This is a genomic window from Mycobacterium sp. WUMAC-067, assembly GCF_020217485.1.
Taxonomy (GTDB): domain Bacteria; phylum Actinomycetota; class Actinomycetes; order Mycobacteriales; family Mycobacteriaceae; genus Mycobacterium.
Window position 1 is genome coordinate 1 of the sequence record NZ_JAEKMI010000008.1, and the last position, 19,735, is coordinate 19,735.

Below are 19,735 nucleotides of genomic sequence, written 5' to 3' on the forward strand. Positions count from 1 at the left end.
GTGGCGAGGTGCGGTTCGTTGAGCACATGCGCTCTCATCACCTGGGGTTCGACATGCCGCAGGACGTGTCACCTCGCTGTGGTCGCGTGCGGGCGGTTGTCACCCAACCGGGATACCGCGGCAGCGACGGAAGCCACCGGTTTCGGGATCGCGTAGATCGACTGGTTCTCCTACGCTCCGCTGCGGTTCGTTCCGACATCCTTTCCCGCACCCTCGGACGAGCCCTGCCCGCCGGCTGAGTTGGTCCGCCCGCTCGAGGAAGGCATGGCCTGGGTCGTCGAAAGCGTTGCGTCGACGCGGCAATCACGTTCGACGGTCTCCCAATGCGAGGATTCGAAAATGCCGGCGTCATCTGGATGACTTCTGCCGCATCGTGGCCAGACATCCGACATTGTATGTGGGCCACGGTTAACCTACTATGTGTGTACGTAGTTAGTGTATGACGGTGACCGGCGTGGGAATGCTGAGCGGATCGGAGGGTGACGGTGCGCGTGCGCGGGTTCGGGGAGTTGGAAGCGGTGGTGATGGACCGCATCTGGGACCGGAATGGAACCACTACGGTCCGCGAGATATTTGACGAGCTGGCCGCTGAACGCGAGATCGCCTACACGACAGTGATGTCGACCATGGACAACCTGCACACCAAGGGGTGGCTGGAGCGTGAGCGAGACGGCAAGGCCTACCGGTACTGGCCTACATTGACCCGCGAGCAGCACAGTGCCCAGCTCATGCGCGAGGTATTTGATGCCGGGGGGCGCTCTGAACTGGTGCTGAGCCACTTCCTCGAACAGATCAGCCCCGAGGAATCCGCGCGTTTGCGTGCAGCGTTGCAGCGGCTGGCCCGACGGACCCGACGCAAGTAACCGTTACGGGGCCGCCGGGTCCTGCCTTCACCCGTCGAATCATGCTGCTTTGCAGACGCATTGGTTCGGAGTGGCTTCGTGATCGCCGGACGCTAGGGTGGTCCCACCCTGCCGCCATCCGTCAATCGGATACGCAGCACCGGTGGCACCGGCACGCCGCGCAGTGCTTATCCCACACACCGCCCACCGCGTCGGCCAGCGCCGCTAAGGCCGCGCGTCGGGTGTATCTACCCATCTGACGACTCTCGGGATACTCAATCAGTTTTTACGGTCATCACTAGCGCGGTCGCCGCATCTCGCCCGCCTACATCAACCGGCGGCAGACATCATCCCCGTCGGCATCGCCGCGCGCGCCAGGTGACGTTGGCACCTGGCCGGCCCGATCAAAACCGCCGTCCGCTCCCGCCGACGGGACGCTTCGCCTCGCGTCGCGAACATGAATCGCGAGCACCACAGCGGTGATGACGACGCCCAAAAACAGCATCACCGCCAATCCGTTGAACAACGTGCCACACCAAACCCAGCTGTCGGCGCCATACGAGATCATCGCCGCACTACCTCCGTCTCATCACCGATCACCACGCGACCACGAGATCCGAAAACCGAGACCGCCCAACCGCATCGCCCAACTAGGACTGCGCCGCCACCGGCCTGCCGACGAGTCTGATCTGCATTCCTACTATCTATGTACACAGATAGTAGATCAATTCGAAATATCCGGCAACGGACAGAGATGATGCGGCTCTGGCCGCGGCCCGCTGCTCCTGTCCACGGGCCAAGCCGGTCACGCGACGATGAACGCGTTCGGCCATGCGTTGGCGAGGAATCGGACGAAACAATCGTGACAACAACCAGATATGAAACTGCATCTACGTACCGGCTGGCATAGATGATGACGGTCGCGACGCTTCGGCTGGTGAACCTGCCAGGCGCCCCACTCGTGTCATAGCAGGAGGTGATGGAGTGCCAGGGGTCATCGGCGGATCGGAACTGCAAGCGGCGAGGACGGCTCGCGACGACGATCATGCCGCCGCCTTGTGGCGATATGCGTTTCGATTGATAGGCCATGCGAGTCGTCCCGAAGACGTCGTCTGCGAGACCCTGCTCCGGGGACCTCAAATTGCCGAAGGACCGTCAAGTCCCGATTGCGCTAGGTCGCTCGGCACGCCGGCTTACCCAGCAATCACGCCGGCTTACCCAGCAATCACGCCGGCTTACGCAGCAATAGAGCGAGGTGACACGTTGACAGCGCTACCGCCCATCGCGATGCCCGTCGACAGCGAAAGCCAAAAGATGCAAGGCAATTGGCTCGAGACCAAAGCCATCCGACAGCCCGTCCGTGCGCCATCGAGCTCGAATACCTGCTAGTCGCTAGGGATGGAGGGTGATGGTGATGATGACATCGTTACGCGGAGTTGGCCCGCCTGGTGACAACCACCTCCACGCGATGTGGGATGCCGCGTATGTCTTGGGATCACTGTCGGCCACCGATTGGCGTGAATTCGAGGCGCACATGGCCGGCTGCCCGCAATGCCGTCAGGCCGTTGCCGAGCTCAGCGGCATTCCGGCCATGCTGGCGCAGCTCGCCCGCAGTGACATTGGTGCGATCAACGAGGCAGACCACCCAGCCGGAGCAACCGAGATGCCGCCGGATTTGCTGCCGTCGATGCTGGCCGCGGTCCGTTCGCACCGCGTTCGAAGCCGCGCGATGACCTGGGTGGGCTCGGCTGCCGCTGCCGTCATCCTGACGATCGGTGTGCTAATTGGGGTTAATGGTAGGTTCCCGACATCGCCGCCACAGGCGGCGCTGCCGATGGACCAAATCGGTACGACCCTGCTGGCATCGACAGTGTCACTTAGCGGCCAGCAATGGGGTACAAACATCGCGCTGAAGTTCGTGTGCCTAGCTCCACCCGATGCTCCTCACGATACGGTGGCGTTGGTCGTCGTGGGCCGCGACGGCAGCCAGACCCGGCTGGCGACGTGGGTGGCGATCCCAGGCCATACGGCGACGCCCACCGGTAGCATTTCGATGCCGGTAACCCAGATCGCCGCAGTACAAGTGGTTTTGGCCGACAACGGCCACGTGATGCTCCAGCGCTCGATCTAGCCTCGACCGTAGCCGCACCCAATTGTTATGCGAGGCGCAACGCTACGGCTCCGCCTCGAAGTTGTTCTGGTCGGTGTGGGTTCTCCGGGCTGGACGGTGTCGTAGGTCAGGACGATTCGTCGTGTGCGTTGAGGGCAGGGCAGCAGGGTCGCCGCTCATGGGATTGCCATTAAGGAAGTCCCGTAGCGTCTTCCGGCACCGGCTCGCAGCCCGCCGATGCTGCCGGTGGACAGGCCCACGCCCAATTCTGTAAGAACTCGTCGAGGGTAAACGTTCCTTCACGGGCTATTGATATGAATCACTGCGTCAAGCCGTGCGTGTGCACGAGGCCGATTCTCCGACGGGCGACGCCGATCATCGCTGGACCTCAACAGTTACTCAGACTGGGGAGGCCTGTGCGCTTTATCGTTTAATCATCTACTATATGTGTACGTAGACAGTGCTGCATCGGTGACCCCTGAGAGGGATTGGCGCCGCTGACAGATAGGAACGAGGATTGCTCCGTCGCAACCCGCATATGGGTATTCGATGCTGGCAGCGAATCTGATCGGGTCGAGTCCACAATATTTCCGAGGCGCTTGACCAGCTGGCGGCCGAACGTCAAGGGTGGAACGGCCTTCCAAGGCCAGTAACATAATCTAGCGAAACTCGGAGGTGCACATGACTGAAACACCCCAAGCACCAAGCGAATCCACGGCCGGGAAACCGAACCCTCAGCGATCCAGCCGCCTAGGTCAGGCCGCGGCAGTGGTGGGAATCACCGCCGGTGTTGTCTTCATCGTGGGTGCGGTGTTCTTTTCGGGCTTTTTCCTTGGCTCCCGCTGGGAGCATCACAACGGACCGCAGGTGATGCGCTGTGAGATGGGCGGGTCTGGCGGCGGAATGGGAGGCATGATGGGGGCCGGTGGCATGGGGCCGATGGGGCCTGGTCAACCGCCGTCGTCGACGTCGACTACTCCTTTGGCCCCGGTCACTCCGCGACCGTAGCCGTATCGCCTAGGAACCGCGATCTAGAGGTTCCTAGGCCATTAACTCCGAAAACCTACTCGCAGCAAAGAAATTCGTGCTCGGCCGAAGCATCATCGTCGCCCATCATGGCTGCCCTCGCGACGAGGGCCGCGGCGAAGGACATCGTTGACTGGGCGTCCGCGGACATTCCGTCATCGCACATGCCGGCGGCGCTCACCACTGATCACCACCAACCTAGCCCCGCGGACACCAGAAGGACTGCCAGGCCGGACCTCCGGACCAGGGAGCGAATGCTGGTGGCGCTGGAAGGATGCGCGGATTCAGCTGGGGACTGAGGTGTCAACGGTTTCTGAAAATTGACCCTTTTCGGTTCCCGGGAAATCGACCCGCCTTGGCTGTGGTCCTGTCTCGTTAGTGCACGGCTTGGAGGAGGTAGAGGGTTGCGGTTGCGATGGCCAGAGCGCCCAACCCCACGCGGAGGGAGTGTTCGGGAAGGTGTGGTTGCAGCCGTGCGCCGAGGTAGCCGCCAATAAGTCCGCCAGCGCCGGCGATGAGTCCGATGGTCCAGTCGGGTGCGATGTGGTGTCCGGCGGCCGCAATTGCTAGGAGGAGGTAGGTGATCGCGCCGACGGCTGAGGTGATGAAGGTGGAGACCAGGGTGGCCGGCGCAACCATGGCGATGGGAACGCCGCGCCCGACCAGGATCGGGCTTAGCAGTGATCCGCCACCGATACCGTAGATCCCACCGATCACACCGACGATGGTTGCCAGCACGATGGTCGTTGATGTTGGCGGTGGGACTGCCCGCGGTGGCGATGCGGCCGCCGGGTTTTGTGGAAGACACAACCAGATCCCCAGTGGGAGAAGGAATCCAGCGACAAGCAGCCGGAAGACTTGGGGCCCCGGGATGAGGAATACCCGGATGATGGCGCCGATCACCATGCCGGGCAGCGTGCCGATCAGCAGCATGGCGGTCAGCGGGCTATGTAACGGTGCTTGAGTGCGGTAGCGCACAAGAGCGCCGGGAATCGCCACGATGTTAAACAGCAAGTTAGTGGGGGTGACCGCGGGGTTTGGCACCTGCAGCACGGTGAGTTGAATGGGCAGCAGGAACGCTGCACCTGACACGCCCACCGGGGCAGTCAGCAGAGCGACGCCCAATCCCGCCACGAAACTCAGCAGCACCACTTCAAGGGCATTCACCAGTGCACTATCACTGCTCTGGGCTCGTCTGGCCAGGGTTTTGATACAAGACTGATCGTGACCGCCGAGTCGGCAGATGGGGCCGCTTCAAACCGTCGCTACCGAGACCTAACCCGTCACAGACATCCGCAAGTCTGACTCGATGAACCCACTACTGCCTAGGTAAACGCGCAGGAGCCCTCGGAAACCGTGTACGTGCTGGTCCCGCCAGGATGTCGATCTAGCTGTACTAGCCACGGGCGTCCGTGAGTTCGGCGGCTTCTGGGGCGTCCAGGTCGTTTTCCAAGATCCAGCACACGGTGGAATGGTCATGTTTGGTCGGCGCATGGCGTGATGCACGGTCGAGAAGAGTCTGCAAGTGACCCTCAAGCGCGACGAGTTCGGCGATCTGGGCGCGGACTTGGTCAAGGCGGCTATGCAGGACTTGGCGGACGTGCCCGCACGGCATCTCGCCGCGGTCATGAATCGCCAAGATTTGGCGAACCTTCTGCAGGGTCAACCCGGCCGCTTGACCGCGATGGATGAACCGCAGCCGATCCACGATCTCGGGTCCATAGTCGCGATACCCGGAAGCGCTGCGTGCGGGCAACGGTAACAGCCCCGAGTCCTCGTAGAAGCGGATCGTCTTGGTGCTGGTGTTGGTCAGTTTGGCCAGCTCGCCGATCTTCATGCGCCCTCCTTGACCTTCCAGTGCACTGGAAGGATAACACTGGATTCATGGCAATCGCGAGCTGCGGCGGTGCGCTCAAGGTTGACGGTTGGTTTCGGTGAGTCCAGAAGTCACCTTGGTCCCAGAGATTGTTGCCGGCTTGTACGGCAGTAATTGGCCTATGACGCCCGCGGTAGTGGCTTGATGGTCTCTTCAGTCCGGTCATCACGGCGGACACCACCGAAGTTGAACCCACCGACGGGTCAACAATTTGCATGACATGAAAGGGAGCACTCGGAATGGTGTTGCACGGATTCTTGGTGAAGGCGGTACCCACGGTGGTGACCGGCGTAGTCGGGGTTGCCGCGTATGAGGCACTGCGCAAGGCGGCGGGGAAGGCTCCGTTGCGGAAGGCGACGGTCATCGCTACCGCTTGGGGCATACGCGTTGTCCGCGAGGCCGAGCGCAAGGCCGGGGCGGGCGCCGAGCAGGCTCGACTGACGGTCGCCGACGTGCTGGCTGAGGCCAAAGAGCGCGCCGGGGAGGAAGCTGGACCACTGACAGTGGTGGACTCGAGCGACGACAAATGACCACCGGGGTCCTTGACGGCGACGTCGCATTGAAAGTTGTATCCGATGCGTCGGGGCGGATGCGTGTGCGCGTCACGGGGTTTGGTGTGGACGCGGTTCGGGCCGTTGCGATCGAGGAGATGGTCTCCCAAGTGACCGGCGTGCAGGCCGTGCAAGCGTATCCGCGTACCGCATCCGTGGTGGTCTGGTACATGCCCCAAGCCTGCGACACCGCTGACGTGCTGTCGGCGATCGCCGAAGCCGAGCACATCCCCGCCGAATCGGTGCCCGCGCGGGCCCCGCACTCGGCTGATATTCCAAAGGCCGGTGTGCTGCGAAGAATTGCCAGCGGGATCAGATTGGCGCTGTTCGGCTTGCGCCGTGATGTGCAAGATCGTGCGACGGACGGCGAGAGTTGCGGCGGCTGCGGGTCCGGACCGGTCATCGGGAGTGAGTTGTCGCCGGACGAGCAGAGTCGGCGCGAACGGCGCAAGTGGTGGCGGCGGGTGTGGTTGGCCTTCCCGCTGGGGCTGGTAGCGATGGCTTCGACAATGTTCTTCGGCGCCTACCCTTGGGCGGGCTGGTTGGCGTTCGCCGCGACGGTGCCGGTGCAATTCGTCGCCGGGTGGCCGTTCCTCCAGGGGGCGGTCGAGCGGGCGCTGGAGTTGACCTCGAACATGGACACTCTGATCTCGCTGGGCACATTGACCGCGTTCCTCTACTCCACTTATCAGTTGTTTGCCGGTGGGCCTCTGTTCTTCGACACCTCGGCGCTGATCATCGCGTTCGTGGTGCTGGGCCGCTATTTCGAGGCCAGAGCCCAAGGCAAGGCGCGCGAGGCGATCAGCAAGCTGCTGGAGATCGGCGCCAAGGAAGCCACGCTGCTTGTGGACGGCGAGGAGCGCCGCGTGCCAGTCGATCAGGTCCGCGTCGGAGACCTGGTGCGCGTGCGGCCGGGGGAGAAGATCCCGGTCGACGGCGAGGTCATCGACGGGCGCGCCGCCGTCGATGAGTCGATGCTGACCGGCGAGTCCGTCCCGGTCGAGAAAACGGTGGGCGACCATGTTGCCGGCGCGACCGTCAACACCGATGGGCTACTGACGGTGCGCGCCACGGCGGTTGGGGCGGATACTGCGCTGGCGCAGATTGTGCGACTTGTCGAGCAGGCGCAGAGCGGCAAGGCCCCGGTCCAGCGGCTGGCCGACCGGGTCTCGTCCGTGTTCGTTCCGGCCGTCATTGTTGTTGCCGTCGCGACGTTTGCGGGGTGGACGCTGCTTGCCGGCAACCCGATCGGCGGCATGACCGCGGCGGTCGCGGTGCTGATCATCGCGTGCCCGTGTGCGCTGGGCCTGGCCACCCCCACGGCAATCATGGTCGGCACCGGCCGGGGCGCAGACCTGGGAATCCTGGTCAAGGGTGGCGAGGTGCTCGAAGCCTCGAAGAAGATCGACACGGTGGTGTTCGACAAGACCGGCACCCTCACCCGCGCCCAGATGCGGGTGACCGAGGTCGTTGCCGGCAAGCGGCGCAAGCCCGATCTGGTGCTGCGGATCGCCGCCGCAGTCGAATCGGGCTCCGAACACCCGATCGGTGCGGCGATCGTCGCCGAAGCGCATGAGCGGGGATTGGAGATCCCGGCCGCCGCTGCGTTCACCAACGTCGCCGGGCACGGGGTACGCGCCGAGATTGACGGCAGGCCGGTGGTGGTTGGGCGGCGCACGCTCATCAACGAGCACGATCTGGAGTTGCCCGACCATTTGGCTACCGCCGCCGCGGACCTCGAAGCACAGGGCCGCACCGCGGTGTTCGTCGGCCGCGACGGTCACGTGGTGGGTGTGCTCGCGGTGGCCGACACGGTCAAAGAAGACGCCGTCGACGTGGTCCGTCAACTGCACGCCATGGGTCTACGGGTCGCCATGATTACCGGCGACAACGCCCGCACCGCGAACGCGATCGCGAACCAGGTCGGCATCGACCAGGTGCTGGCCGAGGTGTTGCCGGAAGACAAGGTCACCGAGGTTCGCCGGCTGCAGGACGAGGGCAAGGTGGTCGCGATGGTCGGCGATGGCGTCAACGACGCCCCCGCCCTGGTGCAGGCTGACCTCGGCATTGCCATCGGCACCGGTACCGACGTGGCCATCGAGGCCTCCGACATCACCCTGATGTCTGAGCGGCTCGACGGTGTCGTGTCTGCGATCGGGCTCTCCCGGCAGACACTGCGCACCATCTACCAGAACCTCGGCTGGGCCTTCGGCTACAACACCGCCGCAATCCCACTCGCCGCGCTCGGCATGTTGAACCCGGTCGTGGCGGGTGCCGCGATGGGGTTCTCCTCGGTCAGCGTGGTAACCAACTCGCTGCGGCTCCGCCGCTTCGGTCGCGAGGCCCAGCTGGGCGTGCGCAAATCACTGGTCGCTGTGAAATGAGGAGCCACGAAATACCCGTGCATCAGGGTGGCGCCACGCCGTATGCGATTTCGACGCGGTTCCGCTGGCTTGCAAGGCATTTGGCGGCTTACTCTGGGGCACCCGAGATTTCGCGAACGATGCAGCCCTGAACGGCCGAATGGCACTCCACGCTTGAGCGGATAGGAAGTGGAGACGTACGTCGACCTCGCCCATGCCGAATGCGCGAAAGGACTGCCGGAAGCGGCTTTCGCACGCTCAAATCCGAAATAGCGTGGCGGAGAACAGGGTAGACATGCCGATAGCCATCCCTGCCTGACTTAGGTTACCCAGTGACCTGAACAGGGACGGCTCATGCTGACGTTTGACGAAGTACCAGTAGGTCCAAAAAAGCGCCGCAACCGCGAAACCGATGGCAGCGAACCAGTTCACAGCGCTAAACCATACAGGCAATCCGCTGCCTGCCGGCATGGCCGTGCCGGCCATGTCCATGCCCGGCATAGACGACATAGCTGGCGGAGCGTTGTGCTGGGTGCTCGTTCGGGCCGGATACCACCGAGCGTTCATCATGGCGTACATCCAGCCCGTCGCCAGCATCATCAGAGTGTGATACCCGTACCTAACGCGCAAGGCGGTTGTTCGGGCCACAACGAAGGCCATCGTCACGAACGTCATGGCCGCGAGCAGGAAAAACACTGTAGGTCCGGTCGAAGGCAGCTGTGCGCCCGATGGCCAGGCCATCATCACCATTGCCAGTGCCATGACGAAATGCAGCCCGTGACTGACGACCCAGGTCCACGGTCGGCGTTTGCCGACGATCGCCAGCACGCATTCTGCGGCGGTCAGGACGAACAATCCGGTGACGACCCAACGAAGTACCAAGTCATGAATCATGCGATACCGAGCCGCTCCCGTCGACGTCAGAGAGGACGCCAGTGGTCATTTGTGTCGTCCGTGCTTGCCAGTCACGCGCGTGGCACGAGCACGCGCCAGGCTCGCCACTATCGACGTGGCGCCACCGCGTAGAGCATTGCGATCGCACGGCCAGTCGCCAATTGGCGCGCGGTCCAAGTCTTTTAGACGACGCACTCCGAGCCGCGCTACCGAGCCGTATAGTTTCACCGCCACGCGAGGGCTCCAGGCTAAGATCGCGCGCACCGTCGCCTATACAGGTCATAGCCATCGGTCATATGTGTCACCGTCAAACCCACCTTGGCCCTGAGGCTCTCGTCGTGCTTGCTGGGCATCGCGCCATCCTTCCCAAGCAAGAAAGTGCGCACGAAACTCGGGACTGTTAAGTTGCGCCGCGCAATACGCCGAGGCGTTGGCTAGGAAGGCGATAGTTTCTGCCTGTTCAGCCACCTGCTTGCGGAGTCGCACCAATTCCGCTCGCTCCTTGGGTAAAAGCGGTTCACCGCCACTGGGATCATCTAGCAACCTGCCAGCACTGTCGGCAGACATGCGCCACCGTTCATCGCGCACCCATGTGTGTAGCACGCTGTCATTCAGATTGAGCTCCCGGGCGACGTCGACGACACGCTCTTTTCCATCGATGACACGATGCGCGGCCGTAAACCTGTACTCAGGAGTAAACGATCGCCGAGTTCGTCGCATTGCGCCATCCCTCAAGGAACACAAGTCCTGTCATCGCCGGCCCAAACAACCACCTTGGGCGTACTATCTATGTACGCAGATAGTAGATATAGCACTGCGCGACTGGCAATACCGAGTTCGAGCCTTGTGCAAGCCCGCGATTTCGCGGTGATCGATCCGCGGCCGCTGCCGTGACGGATGTGGCCGAGGAGCTCTGGAGAAGCTGTGCGGTTCGCCCCTCCGATGAGTTCAGCACCACCGCTCATAGTCGCGATACCTGGACGCACTTCGCGCCGCGGGTGATACGAAACCCGAGCCCTCGTAGGAGCAGTGGTCTTGGCGCTGGCGTTGGCGAGTTCGGCCAACTCGCCAATCTTCATACCACCGTCCTTGACATTCCAGTGCGCTGGAAGGATAACACTGGGTGGTGTGCCACGGATCGGAGGTACTGGCGGTGAGAACAACGGTCGGTTCGGTACTCGAAACCTCGTGTGCTGCTTGCAAGTGCGCGATTGCTGACGCGATGACGGAACCCACGAACTCACCTGCAAGCCCCGACTTGACCGCGGCTTGCTTCCTCAACCCGATCCTCACGGGCGCGGCAATGGGATTTTCTGCGGTCAGCGTGGGTGCCAATTCGCTGCGCCTGATGAGCTTCGACGAGAGCCCAACGGCACGATGAGCGTCGCAGTCTGCCTGCTGCTGTACAGCTTCGCGGTCGCGACGCTCTCACCGTGGGTGTTGCCTCGCTTGACCCATGCGGGTACCGCCCCGCGGCTAGGGGTGGCTGCGTGGTTAATGGTGATGGTCAGCGTTGTCGCTTCGTGGCTGGCCGCGACTGCATTCCTCATCGTGTCCCTTGTGCGTTATTGGCATGAGCCAGGTCGACTCGCCACCGCATGTTTCGAGTCGCTGCGGCGGCTGGTCGACGGCGGCGCCGCGGTAGCGCTACAGGTGGCCTTGCTCGTGCTGGCCGCGACCGCGGTCAGCACACTGAGCACGCTGGGTTGGCGCTCGGGCAGGTCTCTGTGGCGGGCATGCGCGCAGAGCCGCCGGCACGCCGAAAGAGCTCGGGTGATCGGTCGGCGCATCGATGGAGTGGATGCCGTCGTGGTGGACGCTGCCGAACGGGCTGCGTACTGCGTGGCCGGCCGCCCTGACATCGTCGTCGTGACCAGCGCAGCGCTGGACTCACTCACCGATCGCAATCTGCAGGCTGTGCTGGCACACGAACGAGCCCATCTGGCTGGGCGCCACCACCATGTTCGGGCCTTCGTGCACGCCCTAGCGGTTGCCATCCCCGGGGTGTCCCTGTTCAGCACGGCCGATCGAGAGATCGCTCTGTTGCTGGAGATGGCCGCCGATGACGCCGCGGCCCGCAGGTGCGGTTCGCTGACGCTGTTGGACGCGCTGCTGGCGTTGTCCATGGATGCCCAGGCGCCGCAAGGTGCCTTCGGGGCCACCGGAACGGACGTGCTGGCCCGCGCCGAACGTCTGGCCGCACCGGCCGCCGCTCGAAATCGATGGAACAGCCGGCTGTTGCTTACCGCCGCAACCCTTCTCATCACTGGGGGGCCGCTGATTTTCGCCGTTCTCACTGCAGCCGGCGCCATGTGGTGCTACCCGATAGCCATCTAAAGGGGAACGCCGGCCGAGCACGCTTATCTACCTAATACCGAGTTGCGACACCAGATCGGGGACAACCGCGCATGTCGGAACGCCGCCTGCCGCGTCCCTCGGGCGACAGGGTCCGCCTCTGCGGCGCGATTACGAAAATTGATCCGACAAGCCCCCGCGCTCAGAGCTAAATCGTTCGTACGGCAACGTGATCAGTTCTCACCATCTGTGGACCAGCTGACTTGGTTGCACGCCCATGTGAGGACCCTCCCGCCGCCGAGCCTGGTTATGGCGTCGTTTTCTGCCATGCTGCGCGTAGGGCCGACTCCGCCCGCGGAAGCCGAGCCGTCGTTAGCGAGAGCGCCGCAGCGGGTGAACCAACTGAGCACCTCGCAATTGGCGACGCCGCACTTGTCCATTGCGACGTTCTCTGCTTGTGATCGAGTGCGCCACCGCCATGCTTTGCCGACTGCGCCGTTCGGCGCATAGGCGATCGCGCCATAGCGAATGCCTAGAGCGAAAGGCCGGAGAGGCAGATCGGTGGTGGAACTGTTGTCTGGCTCGGCGCCGGCGGGCGGATTCAGCATGACGGTCATCGCGGCGGTTACCGCCAGGCTCGCGACGGAAAGCACGGTTCGGCGTTGGAGTTTGGCTTTCATTCCGTCACCCCTTTTTCTGGGCTGCAGTCCTGTGGGTTGGATTGGTCGAGACGAGATCGCTGCGGCGGGTTGCGCTGGAGGCCAAATGATTGGCAGCGGTGCGGCGAAAGACCCGGCCTCGAAATGGATGGGGTTGGTGTTTGGGTCGAACCGGGGGAGCGAGAGTGCCGACGAGAGCTAATGCTGCCCAGGGGAGTTCGCCGATCCCGAGACGGTGTGTGGCACCGAATGTCGATCTGGTGGCGAGATTGCCGGGGGAATTCCGGCGCCGACGATGGTGTCCATCTCGAGAGGGAACACCGCAACCGAGTCGATCGCGAGCAGGCCCCCTCATAACAGTAGGGGCGCCCACCGCGGCGGGCGCGCAAAGGCACTGAGTGTCGGGCACCATGAGCAGCGGTACGAACGATGCCGCCGCGAGCATCATGCCGATGAACGGACTACGCCCTGAGTTCCGACGAGCGACGAACCAGCGGGTGACGCGCAAGCGTCCGGTGACGGCTACTAGAATCGACGTCGCGAATAGTGGTGCCATGAGCCATGTTTGGGACGTTAGCGCCAGCCCTAGGCCCAGGTTGCCGCTGGTGGATTCGCCGATCCGGGCGCCGGGTTGCAGCTCACCGCGGACCGGGCTCAGCTCCGCCATGTGCGTGGCGGGACGGTCTTTCATGCGGCCGCCGGAGTTGAAGCCATCATGGTGGTCCAAAAGTCCCGGTCGGGCGGGCGGTTCCGCGATGCACAGCACGGGGATTGGCCCAGTCTGACGCCGACAGTGAAGAGACACCGGCGGCGGGCCGCCGCTACGCGGGTTGCGGGTGTTTAGTGTGTGGATCGGGTGGACACGATGATCAAGGGATGCAACGCCAGTCATGGGTATTGTCGCTTCGGTGCCGGGCCGCGAATCAGAGCAGCAGCCGTTGACAAAGGATCAGCGATCACCGGCCGTCGTGGCAGGACACAACGACCTGACGCTGACCAGTTAGCGACGAGACAAGCAGAACCGCGTCAACAGATCTTGACCGGTAAGCGCAATGCCCGGTGTGACAGGCGGGCCCCGCCCGGCCGAAAAAATAAGCGGCGCCATCCATCCCGTGACGGCGACCACCGCCACGACTACACCCAGCACGGCCAACTCGGTCGCTGAGCGCACCGGTACCGCCGTCGCCACCTGCTGCGGACAACCGTGTGGTGCACCGTCGCCAAGCGAGGCGTCCTCACCGTGGACAACTAACCGTTGACCCGTCGACGCCAACACCGAGTCCGGCGCATGAGCCCCATATGACTCAGCCTGGTGCAATCCACACAGGCCAAAAGCGAGCGCCCACACCACCGCCGCGGCGATCCCCGTGCCAACGATCAAGCGTCGCCGCGGTGATGTTCCAGCGCCCGCGGGGCTCACCGTGGCGAGACTCCGACTTCACTGTTGCGTGCAATGGTCTGCACGGCCGCTAAACAACACGCAGCTCTTGAGCCGCGACCAACACCTCACCGACCGACTTACCCAAATCGATGCGAGCGTCGCAGACGAGCGGGAAACACCCCACGATCCGACGATAGACCATATCCCTTATACCCTCAAGGGGTATGAGGTAGTCGATTTCGAGCAGTTCGGATGAGTCAACGAGCCGAGAGGGAATGCAGCATGGTCGGTGTGACCAGCATCGGAAGGCCGGCGTTAGCCGCTTAGCATCTGGACTTGGGGCCGGATGTTGACCCACCAGCCAACATCCGGCGTTCTCAACGAAGGGCCCATACCCCCGCGTGCGTCGCACTGACCGATCACAGTCGTAAGCGGTCCATACGTGGCGCCGCGGGCGATGATCGCGACCACCGATCCATTGCGCTGGCTGGGCCCAGGAGCGCCACCGGCCCAGACGCCGCCACCTCGATGACGGTCAGCGGATCACAAATGTCGACGTTGGGCTCCCGCATTAGCGACCACGCCACACTTGCCAATTTGCTGACCTACTAAGTACTATAGTAGACAGTATATGTCCGCTCCACCGGGAGGGGCCAAGACCTCGCCAAGGGGAGCGATGGGATGGCCAAAAGAATGGAACCCCTGCCATGTTCGCCGGCATCACTAGCCACGCCGGCGCCCTGGTTACCGCCACTGTGGTGCTAGCCGGCACCGCAATTGTGGGCGCCGGCACAGTAGCGGCCGACCCCGACCAGGACGACCAGTTTCTGGCGCTGCTCGTTAAAAAAGAGATCCCCGCCCGCCGGAACGTGCCAAGCCTCATCGCCACTGCCCACAAGGTTTGTCGCAAACTCGATGGCGGCATGCCGGTGAACGACGTAGTGGACTTGATGAGGAACACTGCGTTCAACGTGGACCCGCCCGAGCGCCAATATCCCCCCGAGCGGCTCACGCGTACCCTCACCCGATTCATCACTGCGGCCGTGGAAGCCTACTGCCCGTACAACCAACAAAAGATAGCTTCCATCACGGCTATGGCTAGTCCCGCGCCAGGATCGAATCAACCGACGCACCTGGTCGCCGCGTCCACACACAACACGGTCAACTCAGCAAGCGATCCGCGCGAGCCGCCGCGCTTTTACATGATCGACACTTCGGCGGCGCGGCAGGAACCGACGGGCACCGGCGTGGTGCGGCTGCCACACTTGATCGACGGTGCCACCTTCGTGTTGGGCCGCTCCGGGAACGACCGATCGGACCGTGGCGCGCCGGGCACAATGCTCACCTCGCTGACCGGAGCGGTTCCCGAGGGAGATTCCGACTTACCGAACCCGCCGCAGATTCCGCCACCACCGCCGCCGACGGCGCACAACCTGATACCACCCCGGCCAATCGCGGCACCGCCGCCACCACAACGACCGCCGCCACCACCGCAAGAGCTGCCGCCACCACCGCAACAGGTGGAGCCTCCTGCTGCGGCTCCTCAGCCGGGAGGCATTGCCGGCGGTGGCGGTGGTGGTAACGGCGGTGGAGGCATCGACGGGGGCGGCGGTGGTGGCAACGGCGGCGGTCCGGTGCAGTCGGCGCCGGCGCCCCATATGCCGCCGGGCTTTGTCAGGCTCGCACCATGAGACAGCAATGGCGCCGTCGGCCGCCACCAAAGCCTTCCGCTGGTCGCTTCACGACGATCGGATCGTCCGTGGCAAGCCGCGCGGCCATCCTCCCGCTACGAGCGGGGCAGCTTCGCCACCGGGCACAAAACCGTTCGCTGGGGTGAAGTTCGGCCGCGTAGCCGCGAGCAAGGATGGGTGATCGGAGTGAAAGCAGGTTCCGTTCGACCTTGCGCATAGAGCCTTGGCAGCTCTTAGGATTCGCAATCTCACAGTCAGGACGCTGTTGATGTGGATCTCCTCAACTCTGACAAGACGTCGGAAGGACCAATATGACTGGCTATCAGGATGGGCAATCTCTTGGCGAAGACCGCTTTGCGCGCTAGCTGACACAATGTCGAGCTTTGATAAGCAAGGCCGGTCACAGTCACTCGATCTCGGCGCGGTTAACGCATTCGGGTCTGCATAGTCATGCGGGAACCACTGCGTGGATAATGTGGATTATCCATGATTTGGGGCCTTGAAACCGTTCTCGGACAACCTGATTCAGTAAAAGTGGTGCGGTCCGGGGGGACGCCCCGTCGGCTTCTGCACTGAAGTGCCGACCTTCTCGTCGCTGTCACGTGACGCAATGGTGTTCAAGCTGTCCGGCCGCGCCGATCGATGACCAGAGCTTGCTGAAGCGACCCAGATGCAGCGCCTGACGAAATGACACGAATATGAGACGAAGCGCAGATGACACGACGTGAGACAACCTGCATCGCAGCAGTTCGATGGCTCGCGATATGACGCAGGATTTGAGAACCGACAGCGGCGGCTGCGGGTCCTCAGCTTCGGAGTCGCATTCTTGGTTGAGATGTCATGTATGACACGTAGCTGAGACGCTGATGTCTAACTGCTCCGCTGGGTCTAACGGACCCCAACGGTTAGTCTGATGCGTCCGCCTCCCGACGAAAGATATTGCACAACAGCATTAATCGCGATTCGCACTCTTAAGTGCTGCCCATTGTCGCTCCCTTATTCCGACACAATGGATCCGGATTGGCGACAAGAGTCGGAGGGCCATACTTCTGATCGCCGCTAAGCGTCTTCGCCTGGTGAACGACGAAGCCGTCCTGATCGGCGGCGTACCCAACGCCGGCGAAATCCTCAGGTGGAGGCGCGTAAAGCCCCGCCTTGCCGTGGCCGGCGTTCACCTTCGTCGGCGCGCGCCCCTGCCGAATCGATTGATAACGACGATATCCGTGTGAGGGCGTGAAACACGCTGTACCACAGCAGGAGTAGCGTTGTGAAGCCATCATTCGACGTATCGTCCGTTACCGCGCCGCCAGGCTTTCGCAGCCCCATGTGGTGGCAGTGGCAAGCGTGATTATCGACCGCTGCGATGTCACAGTGACGGAAGTGGTCATCGTTGGGGACGGCTGGGTTGCCATGATTTCTTCATCGAGCCGCGACACGTAGGGCGCTGGACCTCACGAGCCCCCGGGCCGCCAATTGCCGCTGTGACCTCATAACCGAGAGCGGGTTAGCATCCGACAAACGCATCGGGTAGCACAGCGTTCGTTTCGGACAGCGTTCTGAACGGCTGCGAAGCCTCTACATCTCAGAAAGGCCAGATCATGACGCAAAAACTGCGACCTCATTTCGAAGACGTGCAGGCGCATTACGACCTGTCCGACGACTTCTTCCGGCTCTTCCTGGACCCGACCCAGACCTACAGCTGCGCCTACTTCGAGCGTGAGGACATGACGCTGGAGGAGGCGCAGCTGGCCAAGATCGACCTGGCGCTGGGCAAGCTGGGCCTGCAGCCGGGTATGACACTGCTCGACGTCGGCTGCGGCTGGGGTGCCACCATGCGCCGGGCGATCGAGAAATACGACGTGAACGTCGTCGGCCTGACCCTGTCCAAAAACCAGCTCGCCCACGTGCAGCAGACGTTCGACGAGATGGACACCCAGCGCAGCCGCCGGGTGCTGCTGCACGGCTGGGAGGAGTGGGACGAGCCTGTCGACCGGATCGTGTCGATCGGCGCGTTCGAGCACTTCGGCCACGAACGCTACGACGACTTCTTCAAGATGGCCCACGACGTGCTGCCCGACGACGGTGTGATGCTGCTGCACACCATCACCGCCTTGACCGGGCCGCAGATCGTGGAGCGCGGCATGCCGCTGACGTTCGAGCTGGCCCGTTTCATCAAGTTCATGGTCACCGAGATCTTCCCGGGCGGGCGGCTGCCATCGATCGAGATGGTCGAGGAGCGCTCGGCTAATGCCGGTTTCACCCTGACGCGGCGCCAGTCGCTGCAGCCGCACTACGCCCGCACGCTCGATTTGTGGGCGGCGGCGCTGCAGGCCAACAAGGCCAAGGCCATCGAGATCCAGTCCGAGGAGGTCTACGAGCGCTACATGCGTTACTTGACCGGCTGCGCCAACGGATTCCGGGTCGGCTACATCGACGTCAACCAATTCACCCTGGCAAAGTAGCCTCCGGGAGGTGTGGGTAGCTCGTCTCGGGGCGTCGCCGCAGAACAAAATTGCAGGTAGCCGAGGTGGCGTATATGGTCAGCGGCTATGACACACGGCAACAGTGAACTCAAGCCGAATGTCGACCACGTCCAGTCGCACTACGACCGGTCCAACGAATTCTTTCGGCTTTGGCTAGACCCGACGATGACCTACAGCTGCGCGTACTTCGAGCGCGACAACATGACGCTGGAAGAGGCGCAGCGCGCGAAAATCGACCTGGCGCTGGGCAAGCTGGGCCTGCAGCCCGGGATGACGCTGCTCGACATCGGTTGCGGTTGGGGCTCGACCATGCGGCGCGCAGTCGAAAAATACGACGTCAATGTCATAGGGCTGACATTGAGCGAAAACCAGTTGGCGCACTGCCGGCAAAAGTTCGACGAAATGGACAGCCCGCGCCACAAAGAGGTGCGGCTGCACGGCTGGGAGGAGTTCGACGAGCCGGTGGACCGCATTGTGTCCGTCGGCGCGTTCGAGCACTTCGCCGACGGCATCGGCACTTACGAGCGCTACGACGACTTCTTCAAGATGTGTTACAGCGTCCTGCCTGACGACGGCGTCATGCTGCTGCACACCATCGTGTTGCCCAGCGCCGAAGAAGCCGAGCAGCTCGGGCTGAAGAGGACGATGTCGCTGATGCGGTTCATCAGCTTCATCCGCAAAGAGATCTACCCCGGCGGCCGGTTGCCGATGATTTCGGTTGTCGACAAATACGCCGCCGAAGCCGGCTTCCATATCAGCCGCCTCCATCGGATCGGGTCGAACTACGTGCGGACTTTGGACACGTGGGCCAAGGGTCTGGAAGCGCACAAGGACCAGGCGATCGAGCTCAAGGGCGAGCAGATGTACGAGACGTTCATGAAATATCTGACCGGCTGCCGCGAGCTGTTTCGGGATGGCTACACCGACGTCTGCCAGTTCACCATGGAAAAACGGGCCGCTTAGCCCGCTACCGGTCGCATCTTTTCAGAAAGCTAGCCACACCGTACCGGTCTCAGGCGGGACAGGATCTACTCACTCGCGCTTGCCTGCAAAAAGGACAGACCGTGTTGCCCGTTCTCATTGAGTCTGGGGCAACTTCGGTTCTGCGAGCCGGCTCGGATCGGCCGGAGGGACTAGATAATGCCCTAGGTGGATCATCGCGGTGGCGGCGATGACGTGTGGCCGCAATTCTCTCCCCGTCCGGTCGGCACGTAGCCCGCACAACAAGGTCGAAGCGGCGCTGCGCGAAAGCTCGATGACCTCAACGATTGCGGTGCAGCTTTTTCATGCAATATCTGCACCGAGTGATCTCAGATCCCGCTGGGCATCGGCGAAATCGTCGCGCTGTCTAACGGCAGCGACTCCTTCTTTGCATCCGTTGCGACCTTGACCGAATTATTCGTCACCCACGCGGCGCCGGTCGAAGACGTATCACCGCCGCCGTTGCCGCATCCCGAGGCCGGCGTCGGAGCCGACAACGCGTCAACACCGACAGCGGCCAAGCGGCCCAACGCTTTCCGCCTGGAAACAGCACTACCGAACCCATTGACTGGTCTGGTCGGCA

The 19,735-nt window shown here is 63.0% G+C and carries 14 protein-coding genes; 8 read left to right on the plus strand and 6 right to left on the minus strand.

Features of this window, described 5'->3' with window-relative positions; genetic code table 11:
* Positions 1–485 precede the first annotated feature (485 nt).
* Positions 486–863, plus strand: a complete 378-nt coding sequence (locus tag JF781_RS07610) for a BlaI/MecI/CopY family transcriptional regulator (protein WP_225327048.1) — start codon at positions 486–488, stop codon at positions 861–863.
* Between the two features lie 304 nt (positions 864–1,167).
* Here JF781_RS07610 and JF781_RS07615 read toward each other — a convergent pair whose 3' ends face one another.
* Positions 1,168–1,410, minus strand: coding sequence for a hypothetical protein (locus JF781_RS07615; protein ID WP_225327034.1), 243 nt, complete (start codon positions 1,408–1,410; stop codon positions 1,168–1,170).
* Between the two features lie 846 nt (positions 1,411–2,256).
* Between JF781_RS07615 and JF781_RS07625 the strand changes: the two genes are divergently transcribed.
* On the plus strand, positions 2,257–2,973 hold the full coding sequence (locus tag JF781_RS07625; protein WP_225327047.1) for an anti-sigma factor: 717 nt from the start codon (positions 2,257–2,259) through the stop codon (positions 2,971–2,973).
* Positions 2,974–4,353: 1,380 nt separating this feature from the next.
* Here JF781_RS07625 and JF781_RS07630 read toward each other — a convergent pair.
* Together JF781_RS07630 and JF781_RS07635 are read right to left on the minus strand one after the other, a co-directional pair.
* Positions 4,354–5,145 (minus strand): sulfite exporter TauE/SafE family protein, encoded by a 792-nt coding sequence (locus tag JF781_RS07630; protein ID WP_225327033.1) that lies wholly within the window; start codon positions 5,143–5,145, stop codon positions 4,354–4,356.
* A gap of 229 nt (positions 5,146–5,374) precedes the next feature.
* The gene (locus tag JF781_RS07635; protein WP_225327032.1) at positions 5,375–5,815 is read right to left on the minus strand and encodes a heavy metal-responsive transcriptional regulator; all 441 of its coding nucleotides are present in this window, start codon (positions 5,813–5,815) and stop codon (positions 5,375–5,377) included.
* Positions 5,816–6,093: 278 nt separating this feature from the next.
* Between JF781_RS07635 and JF781_RS07640 the strand changes: the two genes are divergently transcribed.
* Together JF781_RS07640 and JF781_RS07645 are read left to right on the plus strand one after the other, a co-directional pair.
* Positions 6,094–6,384: a DUF1490 family protein gene (locus JF781_RS07640; RefSeq protein WP_225327031.1), complete on the plus strand. Its 291-nt coding sequence runs from the start codon at positions 6,094–6,096 to the stop codon at positions 6,382–6,384.
* Positions 6,385–6,443: 59 nt separating this feature from the next.
* Positions 6,444–8,789, plus strand: a complete 2,346-nt coding sequence (locus tag JF781_RS07645; RefSeq protein ID WP_225327046.1) for a copper-translocating P-type ATPase — start codon at positions 6,444–6,446, stop codon at positions 8,787–8,789.
* A gap of 237 nt (positions 8,790–9,026) precedes the next feature.
* Here JF781_RS07645 and JF781_RS07650 read toward each other — a convergent pair whose 3' ends face one another.
* Together JF781_RS07650 and JF781_RS28700 are read right to left on the minus strand one after the other, a co-directional pair.
* A complete protein-coding gene (locus JF781_RS07650; RefSeq protein ID WP_225327030.1) occupies positions 9,027–9,662 on the minus strand; it encodes a DUF5134 domain-containing protein in 636 nt (211 codons plus the stop codon).
* A 279-nt stretch (positions 9,663–9,941) separates the two neighbouring features.
* On the minus strand, positions 9,942–10,382 hold the full coding sequence (locus tag JF781_RS28700; RefSeq protein WP_225327029.1) for a transposase: 441 nt from the start codon (positions 10,380–10,382) through the stop codon (positions 9,942–9,944).
* Positions 10,383–11,039: 657 nt separating this feature from the next.
* Here JF781_RS28700 and JF781_RS07660 point away from each other — a divergent pair.
* Positions 11,040–11,999: a M56 family metallopeptidase gene (locus JF781_RS07660; protein ID WP_225327028.1), complete on the plus strand. Its 960-nt coding sequence runs from the start codon at positions 11,040–11,042 to the stop codon at positions 11,997–11,999.
* A 191-nt stretch (positions 12,000–12,190) separates the two neighbouring features.
* Here JF781_RS07660 and JF781_RS07665 read toward each other — a convergent pair whose 3' ends face one another.
* Positions 12,191–12,637, minus strand: a complete 447-nt coding sequence (locus JF781_RS07665) for a DUF4189 domain-containing protein (RefSeq protein ID WP_225327027.1) — start codon at positions 12,635–12,637, stop codon at positions 12,191–12,193.
* 2,067 nt (positions 12,638–14,704) lie between these two features.
* Between JF781_RS07665 and JF781_RS07675 the strand changes: the two genes are divergently transcribed.
* The 3 genes from JF781_RS07675 to JF781_RS07685 all read left to right on the plus strand — a co-directional run bounded on the left by JF781_RS07675 (position 14,705) and on the right by JF781_RS07685 (position 19,134).
* Positions 14,705–15,688, plus strand: coding sequence for a DUF732 domain-containing protein (locus JF781_RS07675; RefSeq protein WP_225327026.1), 984 nt, complete (start codon positions 14,705–14,707; stop codon positions 15,686–15,688).
* 1,598 nt (positions 15,689–17,286) lie between these two features.
* Positions 17,287–18,150: a cyclopropane mycolic acid synthase MmaA2 gene (gene mmaA2 / locus JF781_RS07680; RefSeq protein ID WP_225327025.1), complete on the plus strand. Its 864-nt coding sequence runs from the start codon at positions 17,287–17,289 to the stop codon at positions 18,148–18,150.
* Between the two features lie 87 nt (positions 18,151–18,237).
* Entirely contained in the window at positions 18,238–19,134 is an 897-nt protein-coding gene (locus JF781_RS07685; RefSeq protein ID WP_225327024.1) for a cyclopropane mycolic acid synthase family methyltransferase, read from the plus strand.
* Positions 19,135–19,735: the final 601 nt, after the last annotated feature.